Origin of the sequence: Acinetobacter sp. ABJ_C5_2 (assembly GCF_044538485.1) — a bacterium.
In the GTDB taxonomy this organism is placed as follows: Bacteria; Pseudomonadota; Gammaproteobacteria; order Pseudomonadales; family Moraxellaceae; genus Acinetobacter; species Acinetobacter nosocomialis_A.
The window spans coordinates 55,255-78,661 of the sequence record NZ_JBIUCS010000010.1 but is presented as its reverse complement, the minus strand read 5'-3'; the positions used below and the strand labels follow the sequence as shown (position 1 = coordinate 78,661).

Genomic DNA, 23,407 nt, shown 5'->3' with positions numbered 1-23,407 from the left:
AAGTTATATAGGCTATTTCCCCACTTTTATTTTGAAGTATATTTAAATCTACTTTTCACTTTAACTTCATTATATTATTCATTGAATATTAATTTATTTGTTAAATTATTAGATAATAAAAAGCCCATTTCAATAAATCAAAATGGGCTTTTACGAAATCATTAACCCGCAACTTCTTCCACTTTTGGTTTTGCTTTTACCAAATCAGCTTCATAAATCACATCATATTCTTCTAACTTTAAATGATGTAACCGCTCTCTAAGTTTTTTCAAAGACCACGGCCATGCAGCAAAGTTACGTCCATTGGCATCGAGGTAGTAACTTTTACATCCCCCACTATTGAATACAGTGGTTTGCAGATGTTTTTGTACAAGCTCATTATGCTTTTTAATCACTTCTGATTTCACTGAAAGCTTAGCAATACCTTTTGCCTTCATTTGTAGCAAACCATCTACAATGTATTGCAGTTGTGCTTCAGCAAGGCCAATAAATGAGTCATAAACCAAAACATTTGGCCCTAGCATAAGAAATGCATTTGGTACATTTTCAATATTGGTTCCTAAGTAGGCTTCGGGTGATGAGTCTTTCCAAAGCTCAGCTAGGCATTCCCCTTTTTCGTTATGTACCCGTTTACCGATTGGTGGATGAGATACTTCAAATCCAGTACCCCAAATAATCACATCTACTTCGTGGCGTTCACCGTTAGCAGCAACCACGGTGTTGCCTTCCACTTTAACTAGACCATGTGGAATAAGCGTGGTATTCGATGCTTGTAATGCTGGATAATAGTTATTGGCAAATAAAATACGTTTACAGCCAATATCAAAGTTAGGTGTTACGTTTTTACGTAAAACCGGATCTTTAATTTGTAACTTTAATAGTTGTTTCGCAGCAAAATTGACAGGCTTTAAAGCTTTTGGGTTGCGTAAACCAAAATTGATGACATTTAAGGTGCCTGCTACAGTCTGGCGCCAAGTGGCTTGAATTTTTGGATATTTTGCAATGATTGATTTACTCAACTCACCTAAGTCGGTATCTGGTTTTGGCAGCACCCAAGGGGCTGTACGCTGGAATACAAACAGTTCTTTGGCTTTAGGTTGAATTTGGGGCACAAACTGGATGGCAGATGCACCAGTACCAATCACAGCAATACGTTTTCCAGTAAGGTCGTAGTCATGGTTCCACTTCGCTGAATGGAACATTTCACCTGTAAAGGTATTTAAGCCCTCAAGACGTGGTATCTGTGCTTCAGTAATTGGACCAGTAGCAAATAGAACTGTTTTAGCAATATACAAACCAGAGCTCGTCTCTAGTTTCCATACATTTTTGAGATTGTCCCATTCTGCCTTTAATAGTTCGGTATTGAATTCAATTAAGGACTCAATATCAAACTCACGGCTTACATCTTCTAAATAACTTAAAATTTCCGGTTGGCGTGCAAATAAGTGACTCCATTTTGCACTTGGGGCAAAGGAGTAAGAATAAAGTGATGATGGGACATCACAGCCACAGCCCGGATAGGTATTTTCACGCCAAGTACCACCGACGCGGCTCGCTTTTTCAATAATTTTAAAATTGGTTAAACCTGCTTCATTGAGCTTGATTGCAGCAGCTAAGCCAGAAATACCTGCACCGACAATAAAAGTGTCATAAATATGTGCAACTTCTTGGGCTTTACGTGTACGTGTATTTGTTCTAGGTTTAGTGACCATAATTTTTCTGCCTATACAAAATTTTATTTAAATAACTGATACGAAAGCCCAAGGAACTTTGCATATAGCGTTGGAGACGTTCTTTTCATAAGCCAGAATAATTTGGCGTCGATCTGTGGCGTGGTATAGAGCTGCCCACGATCTAATCGATTCAATGTTAAAGTCGCAACTGCGTCACTGGTGGTCATGGCGTAGTTCATGAGTGCATGGTCTGCAAGCTTGGAATAACGGCCCGGAATCCGACCATTTTTAATGATATTGGTAGGTACCAAAGTTGGGCACAGCACATTCACTTTAATATTGAATTTGCGAAGCTCAGCTGAAAGCGTTTCTGATAATGCCAATACACCGGCTTTCGTTACGTTATAGACACTCATTTCAGGTGCTGCGGTATAAGACGCCGCAGAAGCGACATTAATAATTGCACCGTAACCTAGTTTTTTAAACTTTGGCACAAATGCATGACAACCATGAATAACACCCCATAGGTTTACATGCATACACCACTTCCAGTCCTCCAAACTCATTTCATCAAATTTACCGCCTAAACCTACGCCCGCATTATTAATGATGAGTGTTACCGGATGTTCTAATAACTGTTCTGCTTGATCAGCCAAAGCCTGTACTTGTTCTGCTTGTCCAACATCGCACTGGACAGCAAATGCTTTTTGTCCAAGCTGTTCAATTAACTTTACGGTTTCTTCAGCAGCTTCTAAATTAATATCTGCGCAGACTACGCTGCCACCACGTTTTGCCAGTTCAAGTGCAAAGCTACGACCAATTCCACTGCCTGCCCCAGTCACAACAGCATATGCATTTCGACTCGGCTGGCCTTTCTTACCAAATAGAATCATAGTAAATCCTAAAAAATTTTAGGGAGACGGCAGTAATTTGGGTATTACTGCCGTGACCAATAGCTTTATGAAACTGCACGAACTGGTGGAGTAAATTCCTTCACAAAGTAAGGCGCAATCGCACCGCCCTCGTTCAGTAATTTGTTTTTGTAGTACTCAAGATATTCAGTCGTATCGTGGTCATTTGGATGGAAGTTAGGACGTAAATAATCAAAAATCTGCCCAATGGTGCTGCCAAATACGCCATCTTTTGGACTAAAAATTAAGTTGACGCCACGGCGTGCGTCTTTCCAGAATTTTCTGGTTAACAGTTCTTTTGGCTTACGCAGTACGGGTACCAATAAAGTTGCGGTTGGAATAAGCCCTAAAATGGTGATGAAAGCCATTAAAAAGCCGGTTGCACGCAATGGATAGTTACCGTTCAAAATCTGATAGACATCATAGGCAATGTCTTTATGCTCAGACTCTTCAAGCATATGCCACATCCATAACGCACGGCTTTTCGCATCATCGGTATAATAAAAATTCTTTTCATGCTTCATCATGTATTCGGCAAGTACTGCCGTAAAGTGCTCAATACCCGCCATGAGTGAAAGCTTTAATGGCTGCGGGAATTTTAAAAACACATATTTAAAGAAGTTTTCGCCCAAGAAACGATACAATTCGACCGGATATTCCAGCTCTTTAATTGCATCATTGAACTCATTATGCAATTTTGAATGAATGGCTTCTTGACCGATGAGGGAAGTAACACGCTGTTTTAAAATCGGATCTTGAATAAATTCACGGTGGTGACGAGCTGTTTCAATCACCAGATCTTCACCATAGGTCAAGAAAACCGAAAGCGTGGCAAAGAACAAAGTTGCAAACTGGTTATTGACGTAAAACTCGATATCAATTTCTTTGCCATCAAACCCGATATTTAGATGACGTATTGGGATAGATCCTTTATTTGAAAAGTCTATCTTTTGATACTGCGCTATAACTGATTTAGGAGAAATAACATTTCGGATAGCTTGAGCGACCATTTTCGACACCCTATAAAATTTGTTAAATACAAGGCAGCGTCGAATCAAGCAGATAAAGTTGTCTTTAGATTATTTCTTGCAATCTTTAACTGCTCTAGAACAAGAATTTGCTCGAATACATCTGCCTTGCCATGTTTTATGAACTTAAGCATTGTTAAGTTCACCAAATCAGATTAAATAGTGCGCTTGATATAACTCTCGAACAAGGACAAAAAAAGCCAACCCACATTGAAACTTTTTGCCAACTTAAATATTTTTGATAATTACAAATAACTTATATAACCCACTATTATTCATAATGATTCAAATAAAAGACATTTGTCCTAAAAGGATAAAAATATGGCTTTAAAAGATAACAAATGAAACATTATGCCTACTTCGATAGAAATCTTATTTCAATATTTCAGCGTTCCAAAAATCACACCAAGCTTTCTATTTTCAGAGCTTTATTGCACAAATGAAAACGATAAACTGCATTCAGAGAAAAAAATTGAATGAGGATAATAAATCATGTTTGATATGCGTTTATCTCATGAGCGTGGTGCAGCACATCATGGCTGGTTACAGTCAAAACACACGTTTTCATTTGCAAATTATTGGGACCCGAAACAAGTAGGCTTTTCAGATTTGCTTGTGATTAATGACGATACCGTTGCACCATCGAAAGGCTTTGGTACTCACCCTCACCGCAACATGGAAATCATTTCTTATGTGCTTGAAGGTGCATTAGAACATAAAGATTCAATGGGTACTGGTTCGGTGATTGTACCTGGTGATATTCAATTAATGAGCGCAGGTCGTGGTGTTGCTCATAGTGAATTTAACCACTCTGCACAAGAAAACGTGCACTTCTTGCAAATTTGGGTAGTTCCAAATGAAGTGAACACCACACCAGGTTATCAACAATTGCATATTTCCGAGGAAGATAAACGCGGTAAATTGCACTTGATGATTTCACCAAAAGGTGGTGAAAAAACTTTATCAATCAAACAAGACATTAATATTTATTCAGGTCTTTTTGATGGTGAAGAAACAGCAGAGTTCGCAATTCCAGAAGGTCGTTATGTTTACCTACATGTGGCAAAAGGCCGTATTGATGTAAACGGTAAAACCTTTAACACGGGTGATGCTGCGCGAATTCGTGATGGAGGCAAGTTATCATTTACGAATGGTGACAACGCTGAGATTCTGATTTTTGATATGCGTCCGGAAGAAGTTCCAACCATGCCATAATCAACAAAACACCTGCGTAGAGATATACGCAGGTGTTTTTTTATGTATATTAATCATCAAAAACTTACGACTGGTCTTCGGATTTTGCCATCTCTGTATTGATATAGCTCATGATCATAGTAGTTAGCCCCTGCACCATTTCATCAAAACTAATAAATGGGTTGGGTAAAATCAGATGCCTTGCTACGTTAAAAATACCGCTATTAATACAAATATAAGTAATGACAGGTAAATTATTAATTTTTAGGTATTTAGGATTATGCATCATATACTTCATGATGACTTCCATTAAAGCCTGTTCAATTTTTGGAATATATTTGTCGTATTGTAACTCACCTGCATAACGTAAAACGGTTAAGTAACGGTCATTATTTTTCTTTAATAAATCACTGAACGTATAAAAGATCATTTCGATAACAGGCTCTAACTCCAACTCTAGAATTGTAGGAGTTAAGTCTTTAATCATATCTAGAATTTCACTCACAAAGTAGTGATTCATCGCATCATAAATTTCTTCTTTATTTTTAAAATACTCATAAAGTGACCCAACACTCACCCCTGCAATTTCTGCAATATGACGTGTAGTAGTACCACTTGGTCCATGCAATGCTACTGCAATAAAACCCGCTTCAATAATAGTATCAACAGTGACTTTGGCTCGTGCCTGACGGGGTTTTCGCGTAGACATATTTTCTTATAAATAATCCGAACATAACCTCAGGTTAGCATGTAATTTAGCCCTACCCTAATAAAAAAACAAAATCCGAATACTTGTCAAATTTCATGACGCAATTTCTTTAGAGGTATGGCTAAACATAGTTATGAGTTCTTTTATTAGTAGGCACTTATTTTTAAACCAAATAAAATATATAAATAAAAATCAATATATTAATAAATTATAAAACTAATTTTTTTATTTTATTCGTACATTAGCGTTGAGCTTAAATAACTTGCAAAGTTACCCGAATTGAATCCGAACATAAACTCAGATTAACATGAAAAAATCTAAAAAGAGGTTGATTCGTTTTACCAAGTTCGCCTCTTTTTCCGTTATTCAGTCAAATAATCAAACAAATAACGGAGCAACATCACCGTACTCAGTAAGCAGAGAAAACTGCTTTTTGAAAATGGAATTTACAGTGCTCTGTTGAAAGTCAAAGCTTTTTGGTTTTCAGCAACATCGCACTATCATTGATTGATCTGAAGGTGTCGCCATGATCTCGACCACAGTTAAAAAATCACTAAACAAAATTAAATTTTACCGTGAAATCGAGTTACCAGATTTTGCCAGCAAAAAGTCCATTCCAATCCGACATTTAAATATTGGTTTTGATGGAAAGGAAATTGATGTCAGATTCTATATGAACAATCAATTTGCCACGATGTTTTTTGCGACGCTTTCAGTATTTCTAACCTATGGTGAAGATCTGGTGATTGAAACAGCTCGTCATCACCGTGAATTTATTCAAGACCCTGTTTTGAAACAACGCGTCACTTCATTAATTGGTCAAGAAGCAATTCACTCTAAATTGCACAATGAATATAACGATGCACTTAAAGATGTTGAATACCCTGTCGATTTATATCGTTTCTTGGGTGAGAACTTCTTTAAATATGTATTTTTAAAATTCCCACAACCACTCAAATTATCAATGATGGCAGGTATTGAGCATTTTACTGCGGTCCTTGCTGAATACATGATGAAGCACGAAAAGAACTTCTATTATTCAGACGATGCAAAAAGCCGTGCGCTATGGATGTGGCATATGCTTGAAGAGTCTGAGCATAAAGATATTGCCTATGATGTTTATCAACTCTTAAATGGCAGCTATCCACTACGTGCATCGGGCTTCTTCCTTGCGCTATTTACCATTTTAGGTTTAATCCCTGCGACTACATTATTTGTGCCTGTTTTAAGAAAGCCACAGGAAATGTTAACGAGAAAATTCTGGAAAGACGCTCGCCGAGGTGTAGGACTTATTTTTGGTCCAAAAGATGGCGTATTTGGTAGCACCATTGGTCAAATTCTTGACTACTTACGCCCTGATTTCCACCCAAATGATCATGATACGACTGAATATTTAGAATATTACAAAAACAAATTACTAAGCGAAGGCGGTGCAATTGCACCTTACTTTGTGAAGGAATTTACCCCTCCTGTACGCATGTCTTAATTGGCTTGTAACCAGTCACTACTCAATGGCTGGTTTTCCTTAAATCTATTTCGGGATGAATCATGATTTTATTTGGCAAAAAGAGAGTTAAACCAAGCCAAAAAGCTTATGCCGTCGTGACGGGTGCAGGTAGCGGAATTGGTCGGAGTTTTGCAATTGAACTGGCAAAACGTGGTGGCAGCGTAGTGTGTGCAGATATTAATTTAGAAGCCGCAGAAGAAACCGTAAAGCTTCTTGAACAAGAAGGTGCAAAAGCTTTTGCTATGCGTTGTGATGTGGGTAATGCAGAACAAGTAAATCATTTAGCTGAAACTGCTGAAATTTTACTTGGGCACCCTGTAACTCTTGTCATTAATAATGCAGGAGTGGGTTTGGGAGGCAAGTTTGACGAACTCAGTCTAGAAGACTGGAACTGGGTCATGAATATTAACCTTTGGGGTGTTATTCATGGTTGTCATGCTTTTGTACCAAAGTTTAAAAAGTTAGGTTACGGCGCGATTATTAATGTGGCTTCGGCGGCATCTTACACTGCTGCTCCAGAAATGACCGCGTATAACGTAACGAAAGCGGGTGTACGTGCGCTATCTGAAACACTTTCTGCCGAACTGCGTAAGTTTAATATTAAAGTCAATGTACTCTGCCCGACTTTGGTGCCCACCAATATCATTAAAAATGGTCGTATTCCGGGTCGTTATTCGAAGCTTGCAGACCATGCACTTATGAACTATGCACTCACCACAAGTGATGACGTCGCCAAACTCACTCTTAACCGTCTTGATCAGGATGAGTTGTATACCATTCCTCAAATCGATGCGAAGTTATTCTGGCTCATGAAACGTGCATCTCCAAGCTTGTATACCAAGTTCCTTGGTACGTCTTACAAATTATTTAAATAAGAAATTTATAGGTAGTACACATATGACTGCTCAAATGAAAACAAATGCATCAGCAAAAAAAGCTGTCAATTCACCTCAGCATATTTTCGATACTTTTATTGTGGGCGCTGGCATTTCAGGTATTGCAACAGCGATTCGTCTCGACCAAGTTGGCTATACCAACTACAAAATTATCGAAAAAGCAGGACGTGTAGGTGGTACTTGGCGTGAAAATACCTACCCAGGTTGTGGCTGTGATGTACCTTCTGCTCTTTACTCGTACTCATTTGCCCCAAGTGCAAAATGGAGCCATTTATTTGCACGTCAACCAGAAATCTTAAGTTACTTGGAAGACGTAAGTAACGAATTTAATGTTACATCTAAAATCGAGTTTAACAACGAGTTGCTTAACGCATCGTGGGATGACTCACGTCATGTATGGGTACTTGATACCACTGCTGGTCAATATTTATCTAAAACCGTTATTTTTGCCACAGGTCCAATTACCGAAGCTCAAATTCCACGTCTTGAAGGCTTAGAAACATTTACAGGTGAAATGTTCCATTCAGCGAAATGGAATCATGATTATGACTTAACTGGTAAACGTATTGCCGTGATTGGTACGGGTGCATCTGCCATCCAATTTGTGCCACAAATTCAACCCAAAGCAAAAGAGCTGTTTGTGTTCCAACGTACAGCTCCTTGGGTGCTGCCAAAACCAGATACCGACTTGGGCGAGTTGAGTAAATCCGTCATTGCTAAATATCCGTCTATTCAAGCGAGCTGGCGTAAAAGTGTAGCGTTAACGCTGAATGCGATTAACTTTGGTTTACGTAATCCACTTGCACTAAAACCAGTGAATGTATTGGGTAAGCAATTACTCAAACTTCAAATTGCAGACCCTGAGTTACGTAAAAACGTAACGCCTAATTTTGATATTGGCTGTAAACGTATTTTGTTTGCTAACAATTACTACCCTGCACTACAAGCACCAAATACCAAACTTATTCCACATGGCCTGGTTAAAGTCGAAGGCAATACGGTGATTGCAGCTAATGGCGAACGCCATGAAGTTGATGTGATTATTTGGGGTACAGGTTTTGAAGTATCTCACCCACCAATCGGTAAACGTGTGTTTAATGAAAAAGGCCAACGTTTAAATGATTTGTGGAAAAATAGTTCACCGGAAGCTTACTTAGGAACCAACATTGAAAATGTACCAAATGCATTCTTAGTGTTGGGACCAAACGTACTGGTTTATGACTCATTTATTGGTTTGGCAGAAGCACAGCTCGACTATATCGTAGATGGCTTATTGAAAATTAAAAACAAAGGAATTAGCAAATTAAATGTTAAATCTGATGTGATTAAAAAACATAACGATTTAGTGCAAAAGCACTTACAAACGACTGTATTTAATAGCGGCGGCTGTAAGAGTTACTACCTTGATGCCAACGGTCGTAACTTTGCTGCATGGCCTTGGTCACTGAAAAAACTTAAACAACGTTTGAAAAAACTAGATTTGAAGGATTATGAAGTTACATATCAAATGTCAAAGACACATTAATTTGTAAATTTGACCAAATCAGTTGTAAGGAATGGGCAGTGTATTTTAGATTTTCATGAAATACACTGCCTTCTTCATTCAATCTTCAAGAAATAAAAGAACAGGTTAAAGATGAAAGAAGGTCAATCAAGTCGTACCGCCGAAGCTGCCGCTGCATTACGGGCCAATCATTTTCAAAATACGAAGAATCCTGTATTTTCAGATCCCTATGCTTTTGAACTAACCAGTAAAGGCTGGAAAAAACTGCTCTCTAGCCCACTGATTGTTAAACTAATGAATTCACCCATTTTAAACCGTACCTTAGGTTTATTGAGTGGACAGGTTGTCGGCCGATCACGTTATGCCGAAGATTTACTTGCTCAGACAGTTCAACAAAATACTCAACAATATGTATTAGTGGGTGCTGGCCTAGACTCTTTTGCATTACGTGAGTCACACCATTATCCTGCTTTGAAAATTTTTGAAGTGGACCATCCTGATACTCAAGCGGCCAAACAAGCCAAGCTAAAAAAGTTAGGAAATATTCCTGCTACCGTTGAGTTTGTCGCGATTAACTTTGAAAAAGAGTCTATTTCAGAAGCCCTGACCAGAAGTGTCTATGATTCATCTGCCCCTGCATTTTTCTCATGGTTAGGCACAACTCATTATTTGAACCCGCAAACGACCTTGCAAACCTTAAAAAGTATTGCAGAATTTGCTGCAAATGGTAGTGAAGTGGTACTCGACTATTCAATCGATTTTCAGGAATTAAATGGTATTGAGCGACTTGGAAGTATGGGCGTTGCACAATTTACCCATTTGATGAAAGAGCCTTTACTAGGTCAATTTAAACCCATAGATTTACATCATGCAGTAAAGCAAATGGGTTTTGAAGTGGTCGAAGACTTATCAGGTGAAGCCATTACTGAACGTTATTTTTATAATCGCGCAGACAATATACGCCATACATCGGCAACACGTTTGCTACATTTGCGTTTAAAGAAATAAAGATACTTTGATCATTGGTTACTTAGCCGCATGGCATGAGGTGTTTTCCCATGCCATCTTTTATAAGCATGAATAAAACTGGCAGGTTCTGCATAGCCTAACCACTCGGCAATCTGCTCAACCGAAGCTTTTGGTAATGCCAAATATTGCTCAGCTAAAACTTGTCTGACTTCTTCACGAATCTGAATAAAGGTCATTCCTTCAGAAGCCAAATGACGGCGTAAAGTACGGACATTTAAATGCAAACGATCAGCCACGATTTCCATAGAAGGCATTTCACCTCGCACAGTCATCAATTGCTGTTGTACTAAATTAATAAATTTCTTTTGGGTTTGACGCTTATCTAAAATTTGTCGACATTGTTCTTCTGCCGTATGTAGCACCAGCTCATTTGCCATTTGCAACTTTTGATTAATTTTCTGTGCATCAAGCAGAATAAAACTTTTGCTAGAACCAAATTCAGGCATCACCCCAAATAATTTTTCATAAGCTTCTAAATGATCTGTAGGTTCAAAAGAAAAAGCTAAATATTGGCAAAAATTATCTTGTACGAGGTCGCGTTGCACCGTAATAAGAGCGGCAGCATCGCGTTCAATAATAAATTGCCTAACCAAAGATGGAATTCCTTCCTCTTCAATATCGACACGTGTTCCTGCATCAGTATCTGAAACTAAAAAACGGGTAAACGCAAAAGTAAGTGAAAAATAAGTGAGAGCTAAATCTAGTGCTTCACGAATGCTGGCACTACTCATCAGTGCCATGCCTAATGGCCCAAATGTTGTGAAATGATAGCGTGTACCTACTTCTAAGCCCAATACTGGTCGGTCTGGAAACTGTGCAACCAGATTATGAATGAGCTGTAATTCCTGTTGTCCTGACACCACCATATTCGGGTCAAGCAACTGCTGTTGACTCAATCCTGTTCCATCTAAAATGGTCTGATAAGAAGCACCTGCTTCTACTGCAAAATCAGCCATGAGTCGGACACTATGTATGCTGCGTTCAAATGCCCAAGCGTACGTCACTGTACTTTCCAAAATGTCCTCGAATCACAATATTTTGTCCTCATCCATCCTCTAAATCAAGTTAATAAACGTCTATTCTGCATACAGGAAATTGCGATTCTTTCGCCCACTGTTTTTAAGGATTTAGAGCAGCTTATGTTTAATTCGTCGACTAATTCAAACAAAAATGTACGCATCGCCATTATTGGCACTGGCTTTGGTGGTCTAGGACTTGCCATTCGTCTCAAACAAGCAGGTTTTGAACAATTTACCCTATTTGAAAAAGCTGCCGATGTCGGCGGTGTCTGGCGTGACAATACGTATCCGGGCGCTGCATGCGATGTGCCTTCTCATCTTTATTCTTTTTCTTTTGAACAAGAACTTGGCTGGAAAAATCGCTACGGAACCTCTCAAGAGATTTATCAATATTTACGCCACTGCGCCGATAAATATGACCTTCGCCCACATGTTCAATTTAATACTGAAATAGCCAGTGCAGAATTTGACGCACTGCAAGGTGTATGGCACATTCAAAGCACGACTGGTGAACAGTTTGAAGCTGAATTCTTGGTGGGTGCGGTAGGCCAACTCAACCGCCCTGCCTATCCAAAACTTAAAGGTATTGAAAACTTTAAAGGTAAGGCATTTCACTCAGCACGTTGGGATCATGATTATGACTTAACTGGCAAACGTGTTGCAGTCATTGGCACAGGTGCAAGCGCAATTCAATTTGTACCTGAAATTGCAAAACAAGTAGCACATCTAGACGTTTATCAACGTTCAGCACCTTACGTGATTCCAAAACCAGATCGGATTTATCAACCTTTAGAGAAAAAGGCTTTCCGCAAACTTCCGATTTTGCAAAGTCTGGACCGTGCCTTGCAATATGGTCACCATGAAATTCGTTTACTGGCTTTTACAACCTCACTCAATGAAATGCCTTTGGTGGAATATTTATTCCAGCGCCACATTCGTAAAGTCGTTAAAGATGGGAAATTACGCCACCGTTTAATGCCGGATTATCCAATTGGTTGTAAGCGTATTTTAATCTCTAACCATTGGTATGAAACACTGACTCAACCTCATGTCGATGTGATTAATACGGGCATTCAAGAAATTACTGAAAACGGTATTTTAGATACGGAAAGAAATCTGCGTGAAATCGATACCATTATTTATGGGACAGGCTTTGCCGCAACGGAATTTATGGCGCCAATGCAGATTACAGGTCTCGATGGTCGCACCTTAAAAGACACATGGAAAGATGGTGCAGAAGCTTATCTCGGTTTAACTGTGAGCGGCTTTCCAAACTTCTTTATGCTTTATGGTCCAAATACCAATCTTGGGCACAACTCAATTGTGTATATGATTGAAAGCCAAGTGAATTATATTTTAGATGCCATTCAAACAACTCTACAAAACAAACTTCTGTTCACCAATGTTCGTGCAGAAGTTCAACATGAGTTTAATCAAAGCATTCAAGAAAAAATGAAAAAAACTGTCTGGGCGCAAGGTTGTACCAGTTGGTATCAGACTGCGGATGGTAAAAATACTAATAACTGGCCAGGTTTTACTCTTGAATATCGTCAACGTACTCGTCGCTTCGATGTTGAAAACTACACTCAGGTTTCGGCTATTTCTTAAACAAGCTTCACCATAGGAAATGAGAAAAATAAACGGAGAATTTTATGAAGTCTTTTCAAAATAAAGTCGCAGCTGTGACAGGTGCTGGCTCTGGTATTGGACAAGCAATTGCTATAGCACTCGCAAAACAAGGTTGCCATCTGGCACTTTCCGATATTAGTGAAGCTGGATTAGCTAAAACAGTCGAGCTGTTAGCACCCTATTCTGTCAAGGTAACCACTCAGAAAGTCGATGTGGCTAAGCGTGATGAAGTCGCAACTTGGGCAAAGGCAGTTGTAGATGAACATGGCCAAGTTAATTTGATTTTTAATAATGCTGGTGTCGCAATAGGTAGCACAGCTGAAGGTGTGAGCTATGAAGATCTTGAATGGCTGATTGGTATTAATTTTTGGGGCGTGGTTTATGGTACCAAAGAATTTTTGCCTTACTTAAAGCAAAGTGGTGACGGACATATTATTAATATTTCCAGTATGTTTGGCTTAACAGCTCAACCAACCCAAAGTGCTTATAACGCCAGTAAATTTGCCGTTCGTGGCTTTACTGAATCATTGCGCCAAGAACTCGATCTACAAAATGCTGGAGTGAGTGCGACCTGTGTGCATCCGGGTGGTATTCGTACCAATATTGCCAAAGCTGCCCGCATGAATAATAGCGTCCAGTCTTTAGGAATGGATCCTTTAAAAAGTCAGGATGCTTTCGATAAATTACTTCGCACCCCTGCTGACGATGCCGCTCAACAAATTTTAGAAGCTGTTCGTAAAGACCGTCGCCGCTTACTCATTGGAGCCGATGCGAAAGCCGTTGATGTGATTCAGCGTATTCTTCCACAGGGTTACCAAAAGATTTTTGCAACTGCGACTGCCTTGCAAACTCGCCTACTCAACAAATCAGCAAAATAAAAATAGTGGTCAGCATACTCTTTATTTTAAGAGATGCTGACTGATATTAAATGCTTAGTATGAGTCCTTATTATGAAGCAACTTCTTGCATGGACTATTCGTACCACGCTACGTCCAGCTTTATCCCCTAAAACGCCACTAAAGCTACAACGTTTTTGTAGTGATACAGCCAGTGCAATTGTGCTTGGGCCACGTGGCTATAAAACAAAAAAGCAAACCATTGCTCAAGTACCGACAGTTCATATTCAGCCCAAAACGACTCAATCAGGCCTCGGCATCTTGTATTTACATGGCGGTGGCTATGTGGTGGGTAGTTCAAAAAGTCACACTAAGCTTGCTGCTCAAATCGGACATGCAGCTCAAGCACAAGTCTGGTTACCTGAATATCGCCTAGCCCCAGAGCACACAAGCCCTGCTGCTATTGAAGATGTAATTACAGTTTATAAAGCTTTACTTGCTCAACGACAAGACCCGAAAAAACTCGTGATCGCTGGCGATTCTGCTGGCGGCGGACTGAGTTTAAGTACTGCAATTGCGATACGGGATGCAGGGTTACCGTTACCAGCGGCTTTAGTTTTACTTTCACCTTGGGTTGACTTAAGCCTATCTGGAAGCACGATGAAAACTCATGCTGCTCAAGATGCAATGCTGTCAGAAAACTGGTTAGCTTGGTGTGCAAAAAACTATTGCGGACAAAAATCGGTAACCGATCCAACATGTTCCCCACTCTATGCCGACTTAACTGGATTACCTCCTATTTTGATTCATGTCGGTACCGAAGAAATCTTATTAGACGATGCAAAACGCCTTGCTAAACAAACCGAAAAGTATGGTATTCCGACGAACTTGAAGGTTTATGACCGAGTCGGGCATGTTTTTCAGTTCCACGCGGGTATACTAAATGAATCTAATGACTCGATTGAGCACATTGGGCAATTCATTGATAAACATACACAGTCAATATAAAAATATCGCCAGAGAGGAGTCCTCGGCATGACAACAAACAATTATGACTATGATTACCTCATTATTGGTTCAGGCTTTGGTGGTAGTGTTTCTGCTTGCCGTCTAACCGAAAAAGGCTATTCGGTTGCCGTAATGGAAATGGGGCGACGCTGGGAAGCTAAAGATTTTGCTAAAAATAACTGGAATACCCGCCGTTGGATTTGGCGCCCGGGCATGAAACTTTTTGGTTATTTCAACATGCGTTTTTTTCGCCATGTCACTATTATTTGCGGAAACGCCGTAGGCGGTGGCTCAATCACCTATGCCAATACCCTACTGGTTCCACCTGAACATATTTGGGATGAAGGCACGTGGGCAGATGCCGCAGACTGGAAAAATGAAATGCCGCAGCACTATGCTGAAGCAGAACGTATGCTTGGGGTGACGGATAATAAAATTTTCGGCCCTGCCGATCATATGCTAAAAAAGATGGGTGAAGCAGTCGGTGTTGGTCATACGTTTAAACCCACTCGTGTTGCCACTTTCTTTCCACCCGAAGGTGAACAAGGCGGCAAGACCTACCCTGACCCATATTTTAACGGCGAAGGTCCAGACCGCGGAACCTGTACGGCATGTGGCGGTTGTATGACAGGTTGTAAACACAACGCAAAAAATACCTTAGATAAAAACTATTTGTACTTTGCCGAAAAAAATGGTGCCAAGGTTTACGAAGAAACCAAAGTCGTTGACGTTAAACCACTCAATGGTAAAGCCGATGGCAGCGATGGCTATGAAGTTACGACTGAATGTTCGAGCTCATGGTTTAACAAACAACGCCGTACATGGCGTGTTCGTAACGTGATTTTCTCTGCATCTTCTTTGGGTACGCAAGAGATGTTATTCCGTTTAAAACAGTCTGGTTCACTGCCAAATATCTCTGATGATTTGGGTAATCGGGTTCGTACTAATGCCGAGTCGATTTTAGGCGTTCGCTTTTTTGGTAAAGATGTCGACATGAGTAAAGGTGTTGCTATTGGTTCAAGTATTTACATTGACCATGACACTCACATTGAAGCGACGCGTTACCAAACTGGTTCAGATGCCATGGGCCTCATGTGTACTTACATGGCTAAAGGCAAACCGGGTTGGACGCGTATCTTCTTTTGGTTATGGGCACTTATTTGCCATCCATTTATTTTCCTGCGCATGAGTAATCCTGTCAGTTTTGCACGTCAGACTTTAATTTTCTTGGTGATGCAAACAGCTGATGCCTCCATTAATATGCGCTTGAAACGTAATTGGTTCTGGCCTTTTGGCAAAGTATTATCGAGCGAAGGTAAAAAGCTACCTGTGTATATTCCGCAGGCCAATGCATTTACTGAAAAAGTTGCCAAAATGTTTAATGGTCACCCAATGACGACCATTACCGAAATTTTGTTTAACGTGCCTTTTACAGCTCACTGTATGGGTGGTTGCGCAATTGCTTCAAGTCCAGAACGCGGCGTAGTGGATGGACAAAACCGTGTTTTTAACTATAAAAACTTATACGTTGTGGATGGTTCAATGTTAGGTGCAAATTTGGGCGTTAATCCAAGTCTTACTATTACAGCTCTTGCGGAACGTGCAATGTCGTATATTCCAGCTAAACATACTTTGGGTGAACAGCAAGATCAGCAAGTAGAAACTGTAGAGCTCACAAAAGCCTCTGCCTAATCTAAAAGTTTGTTGTATAAAAAAAGCCTATTTAAAAATAGGCTTTTTTATTTCGCTTTTTAAATTACATCGCCACGGCTTTAGCACGAGCTGCATGCAACTTTTTATAGCTCTCGATCAGACGTAAATGGCGATCAAGTCCTTCTAGTTTCATGCTTGTTGGCGTTAAACCATAGAAACGAACGCTACCCTCTACAGAACCTAATACTGCATCCATTCGTGTGTCACCAAACATACGGCGGAAGTTAGTCAGATAGTCTTCAAGCTCTAGTTCTTCATCTAACATCACTTCAAGCACTACGTTCATGCACTGGTAGAACAAGCCACGCTCAACGGTGTTGGTGTTATATTGCAAGTAAGTTTCAACGAGTTCTTTCGCTTCTTCAAATAGTTGTAAAGCAACATAAATCAGCAATTTCAGTTCTAAAATGGTGAGCTGTCCCCACACTGTATTGTCATCAAACTCGATGCCAATGAGTGTGGTGATTTCAGTGTAATCGTCTAGCTCACATTCTTCTAAACGTTCAACCAACGCCTCAAGCTGTTCATCATCCAAACGATGTAGATTTAAAATATCTTCACGGAATGAAAGTGCCTTGTTGGTATTGTCCCAAATCAAATCTTCAACGAGATAAATTTCTGAATAATCCGGTACTAAAATACGGCAAGCAGTCGCACCTAAGTGCTCATAGACTGCCATATATACTTCTTTGCCCATCTCTTCGAGAATGCCGAACAATGTTGCAGCTTCTTCTGCATTCGACTCTTCGCCTTCGCCAGAAAAATCCCATTCAACAAAGTCATAGTCAGATTTAGAGCTAAAGAAACGCCAAGAAACCAAACCGCTTGAATCAATAAAGTGCTCAACAAAGTTGTTCGGCTCAGTGACCGCATTACTTTGGAAAGTCGGTTGAGGCAAATCATTTAAGCCTTCAAAACTACGGCCTTGAAGTAATTCTGTCAGACTACGTTCTAATGCAACTTCAAAACTTGGATGCGCACCGAATGATGCAAACACCCCACCCGTACGTGGGTTCATTAAAGTCACACACATTACAGGGAACTGGCCACCTAACGATGCATCTTTAACTAATACAGGGAAACCTTGCTCTTCTAAACCTTTAATACCAGCGACAATACTTGGGTATTTCGCTAATACTTCTTCAGGAACATCCGGAAGTGCAATTTCACCTTCTAAAATTTCACGTTTAACAGCACGTTCAAAAATTTCTGACAAGCATTGAACTTGGGCTTCTGCCAAAGTGTTGCCCGCACTCATACCATTACTTAAGTATAAGTTTTCAATTAAATTTGATGGGAAATAGACAACTTCACCGTCAGACTGGCGCACAAAAGGTAACGAGCAAATGCCACGCTCTACGTTGCCTGAGTTGGTGTCATATAAATGTGTACCTAGTAACTCATCATCTGGGTTATAAATCTCAAGACAGTATTCATCTAAGATTTCTTTAGGTAATTCACCATTTGGACCCGGTTTAAACCATTTTTCATCTGGATAATGCACAAATTCAGCATTGGCAATATCTTCACCCCAGAACTGGTCGTTATAGAAGAAGTTACAGTTTAAACGCTCAATAAACTCGCCTAATGCAGATGCCAAAGCACTTTCTTTAGTTGCGCCTTTACCATTTGTAAAACACATCGGAGACTGTGCATCACGAATATGTAACGACCATACATTTGGCACGATATTACGCCAAGACGCGATTTCAATCTTCATGCCCAAATTTGCCAAAATGGCAGACATATTGGCAATGGTTTCTTCTAATGGCAGGTCTTTACCTTGAATATAGGTATGGCTTTCTGAAGTTAAGCTTGGCAATAACAATGCTTGTGCATCTGCATCGATGCTTTCAACTTCTTCAATAATAAATTCGGGACCCGTTTGAATCACTTTTTTTACAGTACAACGGTCAATCGAACGTAAAATCCCTTGGCGATCTTTCTCTGAAATATCGGCTGGTAATTCAATTTGAATTTTAAAAGTTTGTTTGTAGCGGTTTTCAGGATCAACAATATTATTTTGCGATAAACGAATATTATCAGTTGGGATATCTCGAGCGGCACAATACACTTTTACAAAGTACGCTGCACACAATGCTGAAGATGCTAAAAAATAGTCAAATGGGCCCGGTGCCGAACCGTCACCCTTGTAGCGAATTGGTTGATCGGCAATTACCGTAAAGTCATCGAACTTAGCTTCCTGTCGAAGATTGTCGAGATAATTAACCTTGATTTCCATGCTGGCACCTAAATATTTTTATGTGTCAGCACAGACACATAAAATTCTAAATATTGAAAAATAAGCCGAATCACAGCGAAGAAATTGACTTAAAAAAATGAGAGATTAAAGCCATGTGTTTAATGAACGACTCAAGTGGCTTTAATAAGATTGGCGGTATTATAGAGGGATTTTGTGCAGTTGATAACTAAAGTTAAAACATTGCTGCTCACAATGTTTTAACTTGTCTTTAATTTAATAAATATTGAGCATTAAAATTTAAAAGTGTAATCGACATTTAAACGTGTTTCATTTGTCGAGTGAAAGGTCATATTCGTTGGCATATCATTGCGATAGTGAGAAAAACGAGCTCGCACTCCCAAACCTTTTAACTTACCTTCAGGAATTTTATAGCCTAAATCAAATTCCATCGACTCTTCTTTAAAACGCTGATCGCCATATTGCAACAAATCAATGTCTTCACCTTTTGCGTAGCGAGTCATAAAACGCAGTCCGTTTAATGAAACATCACCTACCCGCGCATTTTTAAAGTCATATTCATAACGAATTGAGTAGACTTTTTCATCTTTATTTGAATAGTCCGAACTCATAAAATCAAGCACAACCGGACTTTCAGTTCCCGACAAAAATGGCAGACCGGTCGAGCCAAACGACTGCATGTAGCCCAAAGAAACCGTATGATTTTGATAGTTCAAACCAAATAAGCCACTAATATGTCGGTTATCGACCTCTCCTATTTTTTTACTTCCAGTTTCTTCACTATTAAAAAAACGCACGTCACTTAAAAAATTAAGTTGATCATTTAAAGGTTGTTTGCCGTTAAAACCTAAAAATTGTTGCTGGTAAATGTCTTTGAGCTCAGCATGATAAGCACGCAAACGGTAGTCCTTTAACTGATAGCTTCCACCTAATGTATAAAAAGAATCGGTAGTTGCCGCTTTGTTAAAACGATGGTTAATATTGTCTGTTCCAACATCGGTATAACGAATCGAATCACGTTGACGTACTTCGTCGACGTAAAACCCTTCAAGTTGAAGATTTGGAATTTCATTTGAAACAAAGCGAATACCACGATAAGTCTGTGGAAACAAACGCGCTGGCGATGAAAATATGGTTGGTAACTGCGGAACCAAGTCCCCCACAAAAAGCTCATTTTTTCTAAATTTAGCCTTTCCTGTAATGCCTATTTTTCCATAATAATCATCACGCGAGTTATCGGTATTCACTGGTAATAAGCCACTACGTGCATAGTCATCAGCACGGCTTCCCATCAGGTTAAAACCTGCCATTGCCAGTACATCAACTCCGAAACCAACTGTCCCTTCGGTATAACCAGACTGTCCTTTAAAAATTAAACCCTGCGCCCAATCTCTGGCTGCTGTATAGGGATATGGGTCTTTTTTATAGTCTCGGTCAAAGTAAAAATTACGTAGTGTCAGCTCAGCTTTACTGTCTGCAATAAACTCAGCATGCACAACTTGACTAAATAATGGGCACAAGCATACCCCCACCCATAATGGTGTCTTTTTCATTTTTTATCTCAACTATTTAATTTTTAATGGATTAAGGTGCTGTTTTAAGAGAGTAGTTTTGCTCTTTTTGACTGCGGTAAAAAGCATTACCTAAACTTAAAATCAGGAAAATAGCCAAAATAAAGACCACGCCGTAATAGGCATACAGTGTTGCGGGAGCTATACCTTTATCCAGAAAAATGCCTGCAACCGTTGGCGATAAAATTGCCCCAATACGACCAAAACCAATTGCATAGCCCACGCCACGACTACGGATTTCGGCATCATAAATTGTTGGAGAAATCGAATATAAACCTGCTACACAGCCATTAATAAGTGTGCCAAGTAATAACCCCACCATGAGTGCAATACTGACTTGAGATGAGACTGCGACAAATAGGAAAACACATGCCGAGGTTAGCCCTAAAAATAGGCTTAAGGCATAGAAAATTTTCATGCGTGATGCCAATAAACCAATAATGGCTGCCCCGAAAATACCGCCAATACTAATTAAAATACCGGTACTTACACCTTGCTGTGGCGACATCCCCATTGAAATAAGAATTTTTGGTGTCCAGCTCATCACGAAGTAAAAGCCAAACATCACTAAAAAGAATGCGAACCACAAACAAAGTGTTTGAAATCCAAGTTGTCCAGCAAATAACTTGCCCAATTCACTACCATTTTGCGTACTGATTTTTTCATAACGCGGCATAACGGGTAATGTGTTTAGCCCCATACGATTTACAGTTGCATTAATTCGTTCTAGTGCCTGTTTTGGTCGTTTCGCGAGTAAGTAATCTAAAGATTCTGGTAATAACCATGCGCTGATTAGCAGCATTGCAATGGTAGTGACCCCACCTGCTAAAAAGATTGAACGCCAACCTAAATGCTCAATCAATGCCAGTGATAGTACTCCACCAAGTGTCGCGCCAATTCCATAACCGGTAGACATTAAGCTCACAGCAAGACTGCGCCAGCGAGCATTTGCATATTCACTTGCCAGTACATTACTACTCGCAAGAATGCCGCCCACCCCAATTCCGGTAATAAATCGAAGTGCTGCCAACATGCCGTGGCTTTGTACAAAAGCACAGCCCAACATGCTCAGACCTGCAATGACAAGACAAACTAAGATGAGTAAACGGCGACCGATTTTATCGGCTAAAGGCGCGAGAAAAATGGAACCAGCAGCCATCCCAAAAAGGCCAGAACTCAGCAATAAACCAATTTGCGCCCCTGAAAGTGACCATTCTGCTGACACGGATGGAGCGGTAAATGCCATTACCATCACGTCAAAGCCATCAATAATATTGAGACAAATACAGATCAAAATGACGAACCATTGGTAACGGCTCATGTTGTTTTGATTGATCTCACTTAGAACGTCTCTTTCCATTTGTGTATCTCCCTTGGATAAGACATACACACGACATTGCTAATATGAGCGATTGGGTGGTTATGCACATCCGTATCCATAATGACCTAGAGGAATATTTGTTTTTTGAGCATCCTGCTCTTTTTCTATACTGAATATTTGGATCCAAAAAATCAACAATATTTTTAAAATTTAATTAACGACTGATTAAGTTATTGAAAAATATATTTATAATTTATTTTAACTTTAAGAAATAAAAAATATGGATCCATAAATTATTTATCCATTTTTAAATTTGTAACTTCAAGAGCTATCCAGATCTAGTATGGGATTGACGAATTATGGATCCAAATAAATGCTTATAAAAATTTCAACCATAAATTTTAAAAGAAATACAAAAAGCCTTCAACAACATTAAAACACATACATAACAACTAAACACGTAGATCAATATTTTTAAAAAAATATACTGCTTATCAATTGACCAATATTTTTATTTATTATAAATTGGATCCAATAAGTGATAAGGAGTCGTCACAATGTTTATTAAAAATGCTTGGTATGTTGCCTGCCGCCCAGAAGAAATCCAAGACAAACCATTAGGTCGCACCATCTGTGGTGAAAAAATTGTTTTTTATCGTGGCAAAGAAAACCAAGTTACAGCCGTTGAAGATTTTTGTCCTCATCGCGGTGCCCCACTTTCACTTGGCTATGTCGAAGATGGCAACCTTGTATGTGGTTATCATGGTTTAGTCATGGGCTGTGACGGAAAGACCGTCTCAATGCCAGCTCAACGTGTAAATGGTTTCCCTTGCAACAAAGCATATGCAGTTGTTGAAAAGTTCGGCTTTATTTGGGTATGGCCAGGTGAAAAGGCTTTAGCAGATGAAGCAAAACTCCCAACTTTAGAATGGGCAGATCATCCGGAATGGAGCTATGGCGGAGGCTTGTTTCACATTCAGTGCGACTATCGCCTAATGATCGACAATCTAATGGATTTAACCCATGAGACCTATGTTCACTCAAGCAGTATTGGGCAAAAAGAAATTGATGAAGCCCTGCCAGTGACTAAAGTTGACGGTGACCATGTCATTACCGAACGCTATATGGAAAATGTGATCGCACCTCCATTTTGGCAAATGGCCCTTCGCGGTAATCACTTAGCAGATGATGTACCAGTTGACCGTTGGCAACGTTGTCACTTCTTTGCTCCAAGTAATGTTCACATTGAAGTAGGTGTAGCGCATGCTGGACATGGCGGTTATCACGCACCGAAAGACAAAAAAGTGTCCTCAATCGTGGTCGATTTTATTACGCCAGAGACTGAAACTTCACATTGGTATTTCTGGGGAATGGCACGTAACTTCCAGCCTAATAATGCTGAACTCACCGATCAAATTCGTGAAGGCCAAGGTAAAATCTTTACCGAAGATTTAGAAATGCTTGAGCAACAGCAGCAAAACATTTTAAACAATCCACATCGCAAGTTACTCATGCTCAACATCGACGCAGGCGGTGTCCAGTCTCGTAAGGTCATTGACCGACTACTTGCCGAAGAAAATAAAACGCCTCCTGAAACGTCCACACAGAAGTTTCCAAACATTCGGATTATTTAAAGGA

At 39.7% G+C, this 23,407-nt stretch carries 18 protein-coding genes; 10 read left to right on the top strand and 8 right to left on the bottom strand.

The features are described 5' to 3' along the window. Positions 1–161: 161 nt before the first annotated feature. The 3 genes from ACH8JV_RS11470 to ACH8JV_RS11460 form a co-directional block, all read right to left on the bottom strand. Positions 162–1,712 carry a flavin-containing monooxygenase gene (locus ACH8JV_RS11470; protein ID WP_396521348.1) on the bottom strand — a complete coding sequence of 517 codons (1,551 nt, stop codon included), beginning with the start codon at positions 1,710–1,712 and terminating at the stop codon, positions 162–164. 23 nt (positions 1,713–1,735) lie between these two features. Then, the gene (locus tag ACH8JV_RS11465; protein WP_396521346.1) at positions 1,736–2,566 is read right to left on the bottom strand and encodes an SDR family NAD(P)-dependent oxidoreductase; all 831 of its coding nucleotides are present in this window, start codon (positions 2,564–2,566) and stop codon (positions 1,736–1,738) included. A gap of 65 nt (positions 2,567–2,631) precedes the next feature. Continuing rightward, positions 2,632–3,594: a metal-dependent hydrolase gene (locus tag ACH8JV_RS11460; RefSeq protein WP_396521344.1), complete on the bottom strand. Its 963-nt coding sequence runs from the start codon at positions 3,592–3,594 to the stop codon at positions 2,632–2,634. A 510-nt stretch (positions 3,595–4,104) separates the two neighbouring features. Here ACH8JV_RS11460 and ACH8JV_RS11455 point away from each other — a divergent pair. Then, the gene (locus tag ACH8JV_RS11455) at positions 4,105–4,827 is read left to right on the top strand and encodes a pirin family protein (protein ID WP_000459995.1); all 723 of its coding nucleotides are present in this window, start codon (positions 4,105–4,107) and stop codon (positions 4,825–4,827) included. 64 nt (positions 4,828–4,891) lie between these two features. Here ACH8JV_RS11455 and ACH8JV_RS11450 read toward each other — a convergent pair whose 3' ends face one another. Next, positions 4,892–5,515, bottom strand: a complete 624-nt coding sequence (locus ACH8JV_RS11450; protein WP_396521342.1) for a TetR/AcrR family transcriptional regulator — start codon at positions 5,513–5,515, stop codon at positions 4,892–4,894. Between the two features lie 526 nt (positions 5,516–6,041). On the opposite strand from ACH8JV_RS11450, the gene ACH8JV_RS11445 reads away from it, so the two are divergent. The 4 genes from ACH8JV_RS11445 (at position 6,042) to ACH8JV_RS11430 (ending at position 10,430) form a co-directional block, all read left to right on the top strand. After that, the gene (locus ACH8JV_RS11445) at positions 6,042–7,001 is read left to right on the top strand and encodes a metal-dependent hydrolase (RefSeq protein ID WP_396521340.1); all 960 of its coding nucleotides are present in this window, start codon (positions 6,042–6,044) and stop codon (positions 6,999–7,001) included. Between the two features lie 62 nt (positions 7,002–7,063). Continuing rightward, a complete protein-coding gene (locus tag ACH8JV_RS11440; RefSeq protein ID WP_004702815.1) occupies positions 7,064–7,897 on the top strand; it encodes an SDR family NAD(P)-dependent oxidoreductase in 834 nt (277 codons plus the stop codon). Between the two features lie 22 nt (positions 7,898–7,919). Further along, positions 7,920–9,443 carry a flavin-containing monooxygenase gene (locus tag ACH8JV_RS11435; RefSeq protein WP_396521337.1) on the top strand — a complete coding sequence of 508 codons (1,524 nt, stop codon included), beginning with the start codon at positions 7,920–7,922 and terminating at the stop codon, positions 9,441–9,443. A gap of 111 nt (positions 9,444–9,554) precedes the next feature. Further along, entirely contained in the window at positions 9,555–10,430 is an 876-nt protein-coding gene (locus tag ACH8JV_RS11430; protein ID WP_396521335.1) for a class I SAM-dependent methyltransferase, read from the top strand. A gap of 11 nt (positions 10,431–10,441) precedes the next feature. Here ACH8JV_RS11430 and ACH8JV_RS11425 read toward each other — a convergent pair whose 3' ends face one another. Further along, positions 10,442–11,455 carry an AraC family transcriptional regulator gene (locus ACH8JV_RS11425; RefSeq protein WP_396521333.1) on the bottom strand — a complete coding sequence of 338 codons (1,014 nt, stop codon included), beginning with the start codon at positions 11,453–11,455 and terminating at the stop codon, positions 10,442–10,444. 135 nt (positions 11,456–11,590) lie between these two features. Here ACH8JV_RS11425 and ACH8JV_RS11420 point away from each other — a divergent pair, with 135 nt between their 5' ends. The 4 genes from ACH8JV_RS11420 to ACH8JV_RS11405 all read left to right on the top strand — a co-directional run bounded on the left by ACH8JV_RS11420 (position 11,591) and on the right by ACH8JV_RS11405 (position 16,635). Beyond that, on the top strand, positions 11,591–13,078 hold the full coding sequence (locus tag ACH8JV_RS11420) for a flavin-containing monooxygenase (protein ID WP_396521331.1): 1,488 nt from the start codon (positions 11,591–11,593) through the stop codon (positions 13,076–13,078). Positions 13,079–13,122: 44 nt separating this feature from the next. After that, positions 13,123–13,977 carry an SDR family NAD(P)-dependent oxidoreductase gene (locus tag ACH8JV_RS11415; RefSeq protein WP_396521329.1) on the top strand — a complete coding sequence of 285 codons (855 nt, stop codon included), beginning with the start codon at positions 13,123–13,125 and terminating at the stop codon, positions 13,975–13,977. A 72-nt stretch (positions 13,978–14,049) separates the two neighbouring features. After that, the gene (locus ACH8JV_RS11410; RefSeq protein WP_396521327.1) at positions 14,050–14,943 is read left to right on the top strand and encodes an alpha/beta hydrolase; all 894 of its coding nucleotides are present in this window, start codon (positions 14,050–14,052) and stop codon (positions 14,941–14,943) included. Positions 14,944–14,970: 27 nt separating this feature from the next. After that, on the top strand, positions 14,971–16,635 hold the full coding sequence (locus ACH8JV_RS11405; RefSeq protein WP_396521325.1) for a GMC family oxidoreductase: 1,665 nt from the start codon (positions 14,971–14,973) through the stop codon (positions 16,633–16,635). A gap of 64 nt (positions 16,636–16,699) precedes the next feature. Here ACH8JV_RS11405 and ACH8JV_RS11400 read toward each other — a convergent pair whose 3' ends face one another. From ACH8JV_RS11400 to ACH8JV_RS11390, 3 genes are all read right to left on the bottom strand, one after another. Continuing rightward, positions 16,700–18,898 (bottom strand): OsmC domain/YcaO domain-containing protein, encoded by a 2,199-nt coding sequence (locus tag ACH8JV_RS11400; RefSeq protein WP_396521323.1) that lies wholly within the window; start codon positions 18,896–18,898, stop codon positions 16,700–16,702. A 251-nt stretch (positions 18,899–19,149) separates the two neighbouring features. Further along, positions 19,150–20,430 carry an OprD family outer membrane porin gene (locus ACH8JV_RS11395; RefSeq protein WP_347925144.1) on the bottom strand — a complete coding sequence of 427 codons (1,281 nt, stop codon included), beginning with the start codon at positions 20,428–20,430 and terminating at the stop codon, positions 19,150–19,152. 31 nt (positions 20,431–20,461) lie between these two features. Then, positions 20,462–21,808, bottom strand: a complete 1,347-nt coding sequence (locus tag ACH8JV_RS11390) for an MFS transporter (protein WP_396521320.1) — start codon at positions 21,806–21,808, stop codon at positions 20,462–20,464. Between the two features lie 518 nt (positions 21,809–22,326). On the opposite strand from ACH8JV_RS11390, the gene ACH8JV_RS11385 reads away from it, so the two are divergent. Next, positions 22,327–23,403: a Rieske 2Fe-2S domain-containing protein gene (locus tag ACH8JV_RS11385; protein WP_396521318.1), complete on the top strand. Its 1,077-nt coding sequence runs from the start codon at positions 22,327–22,329 to the stop codon at positions 23,401–23,403. Positions 23,404–23,407 lie beyond the last annotated feature (4 nt).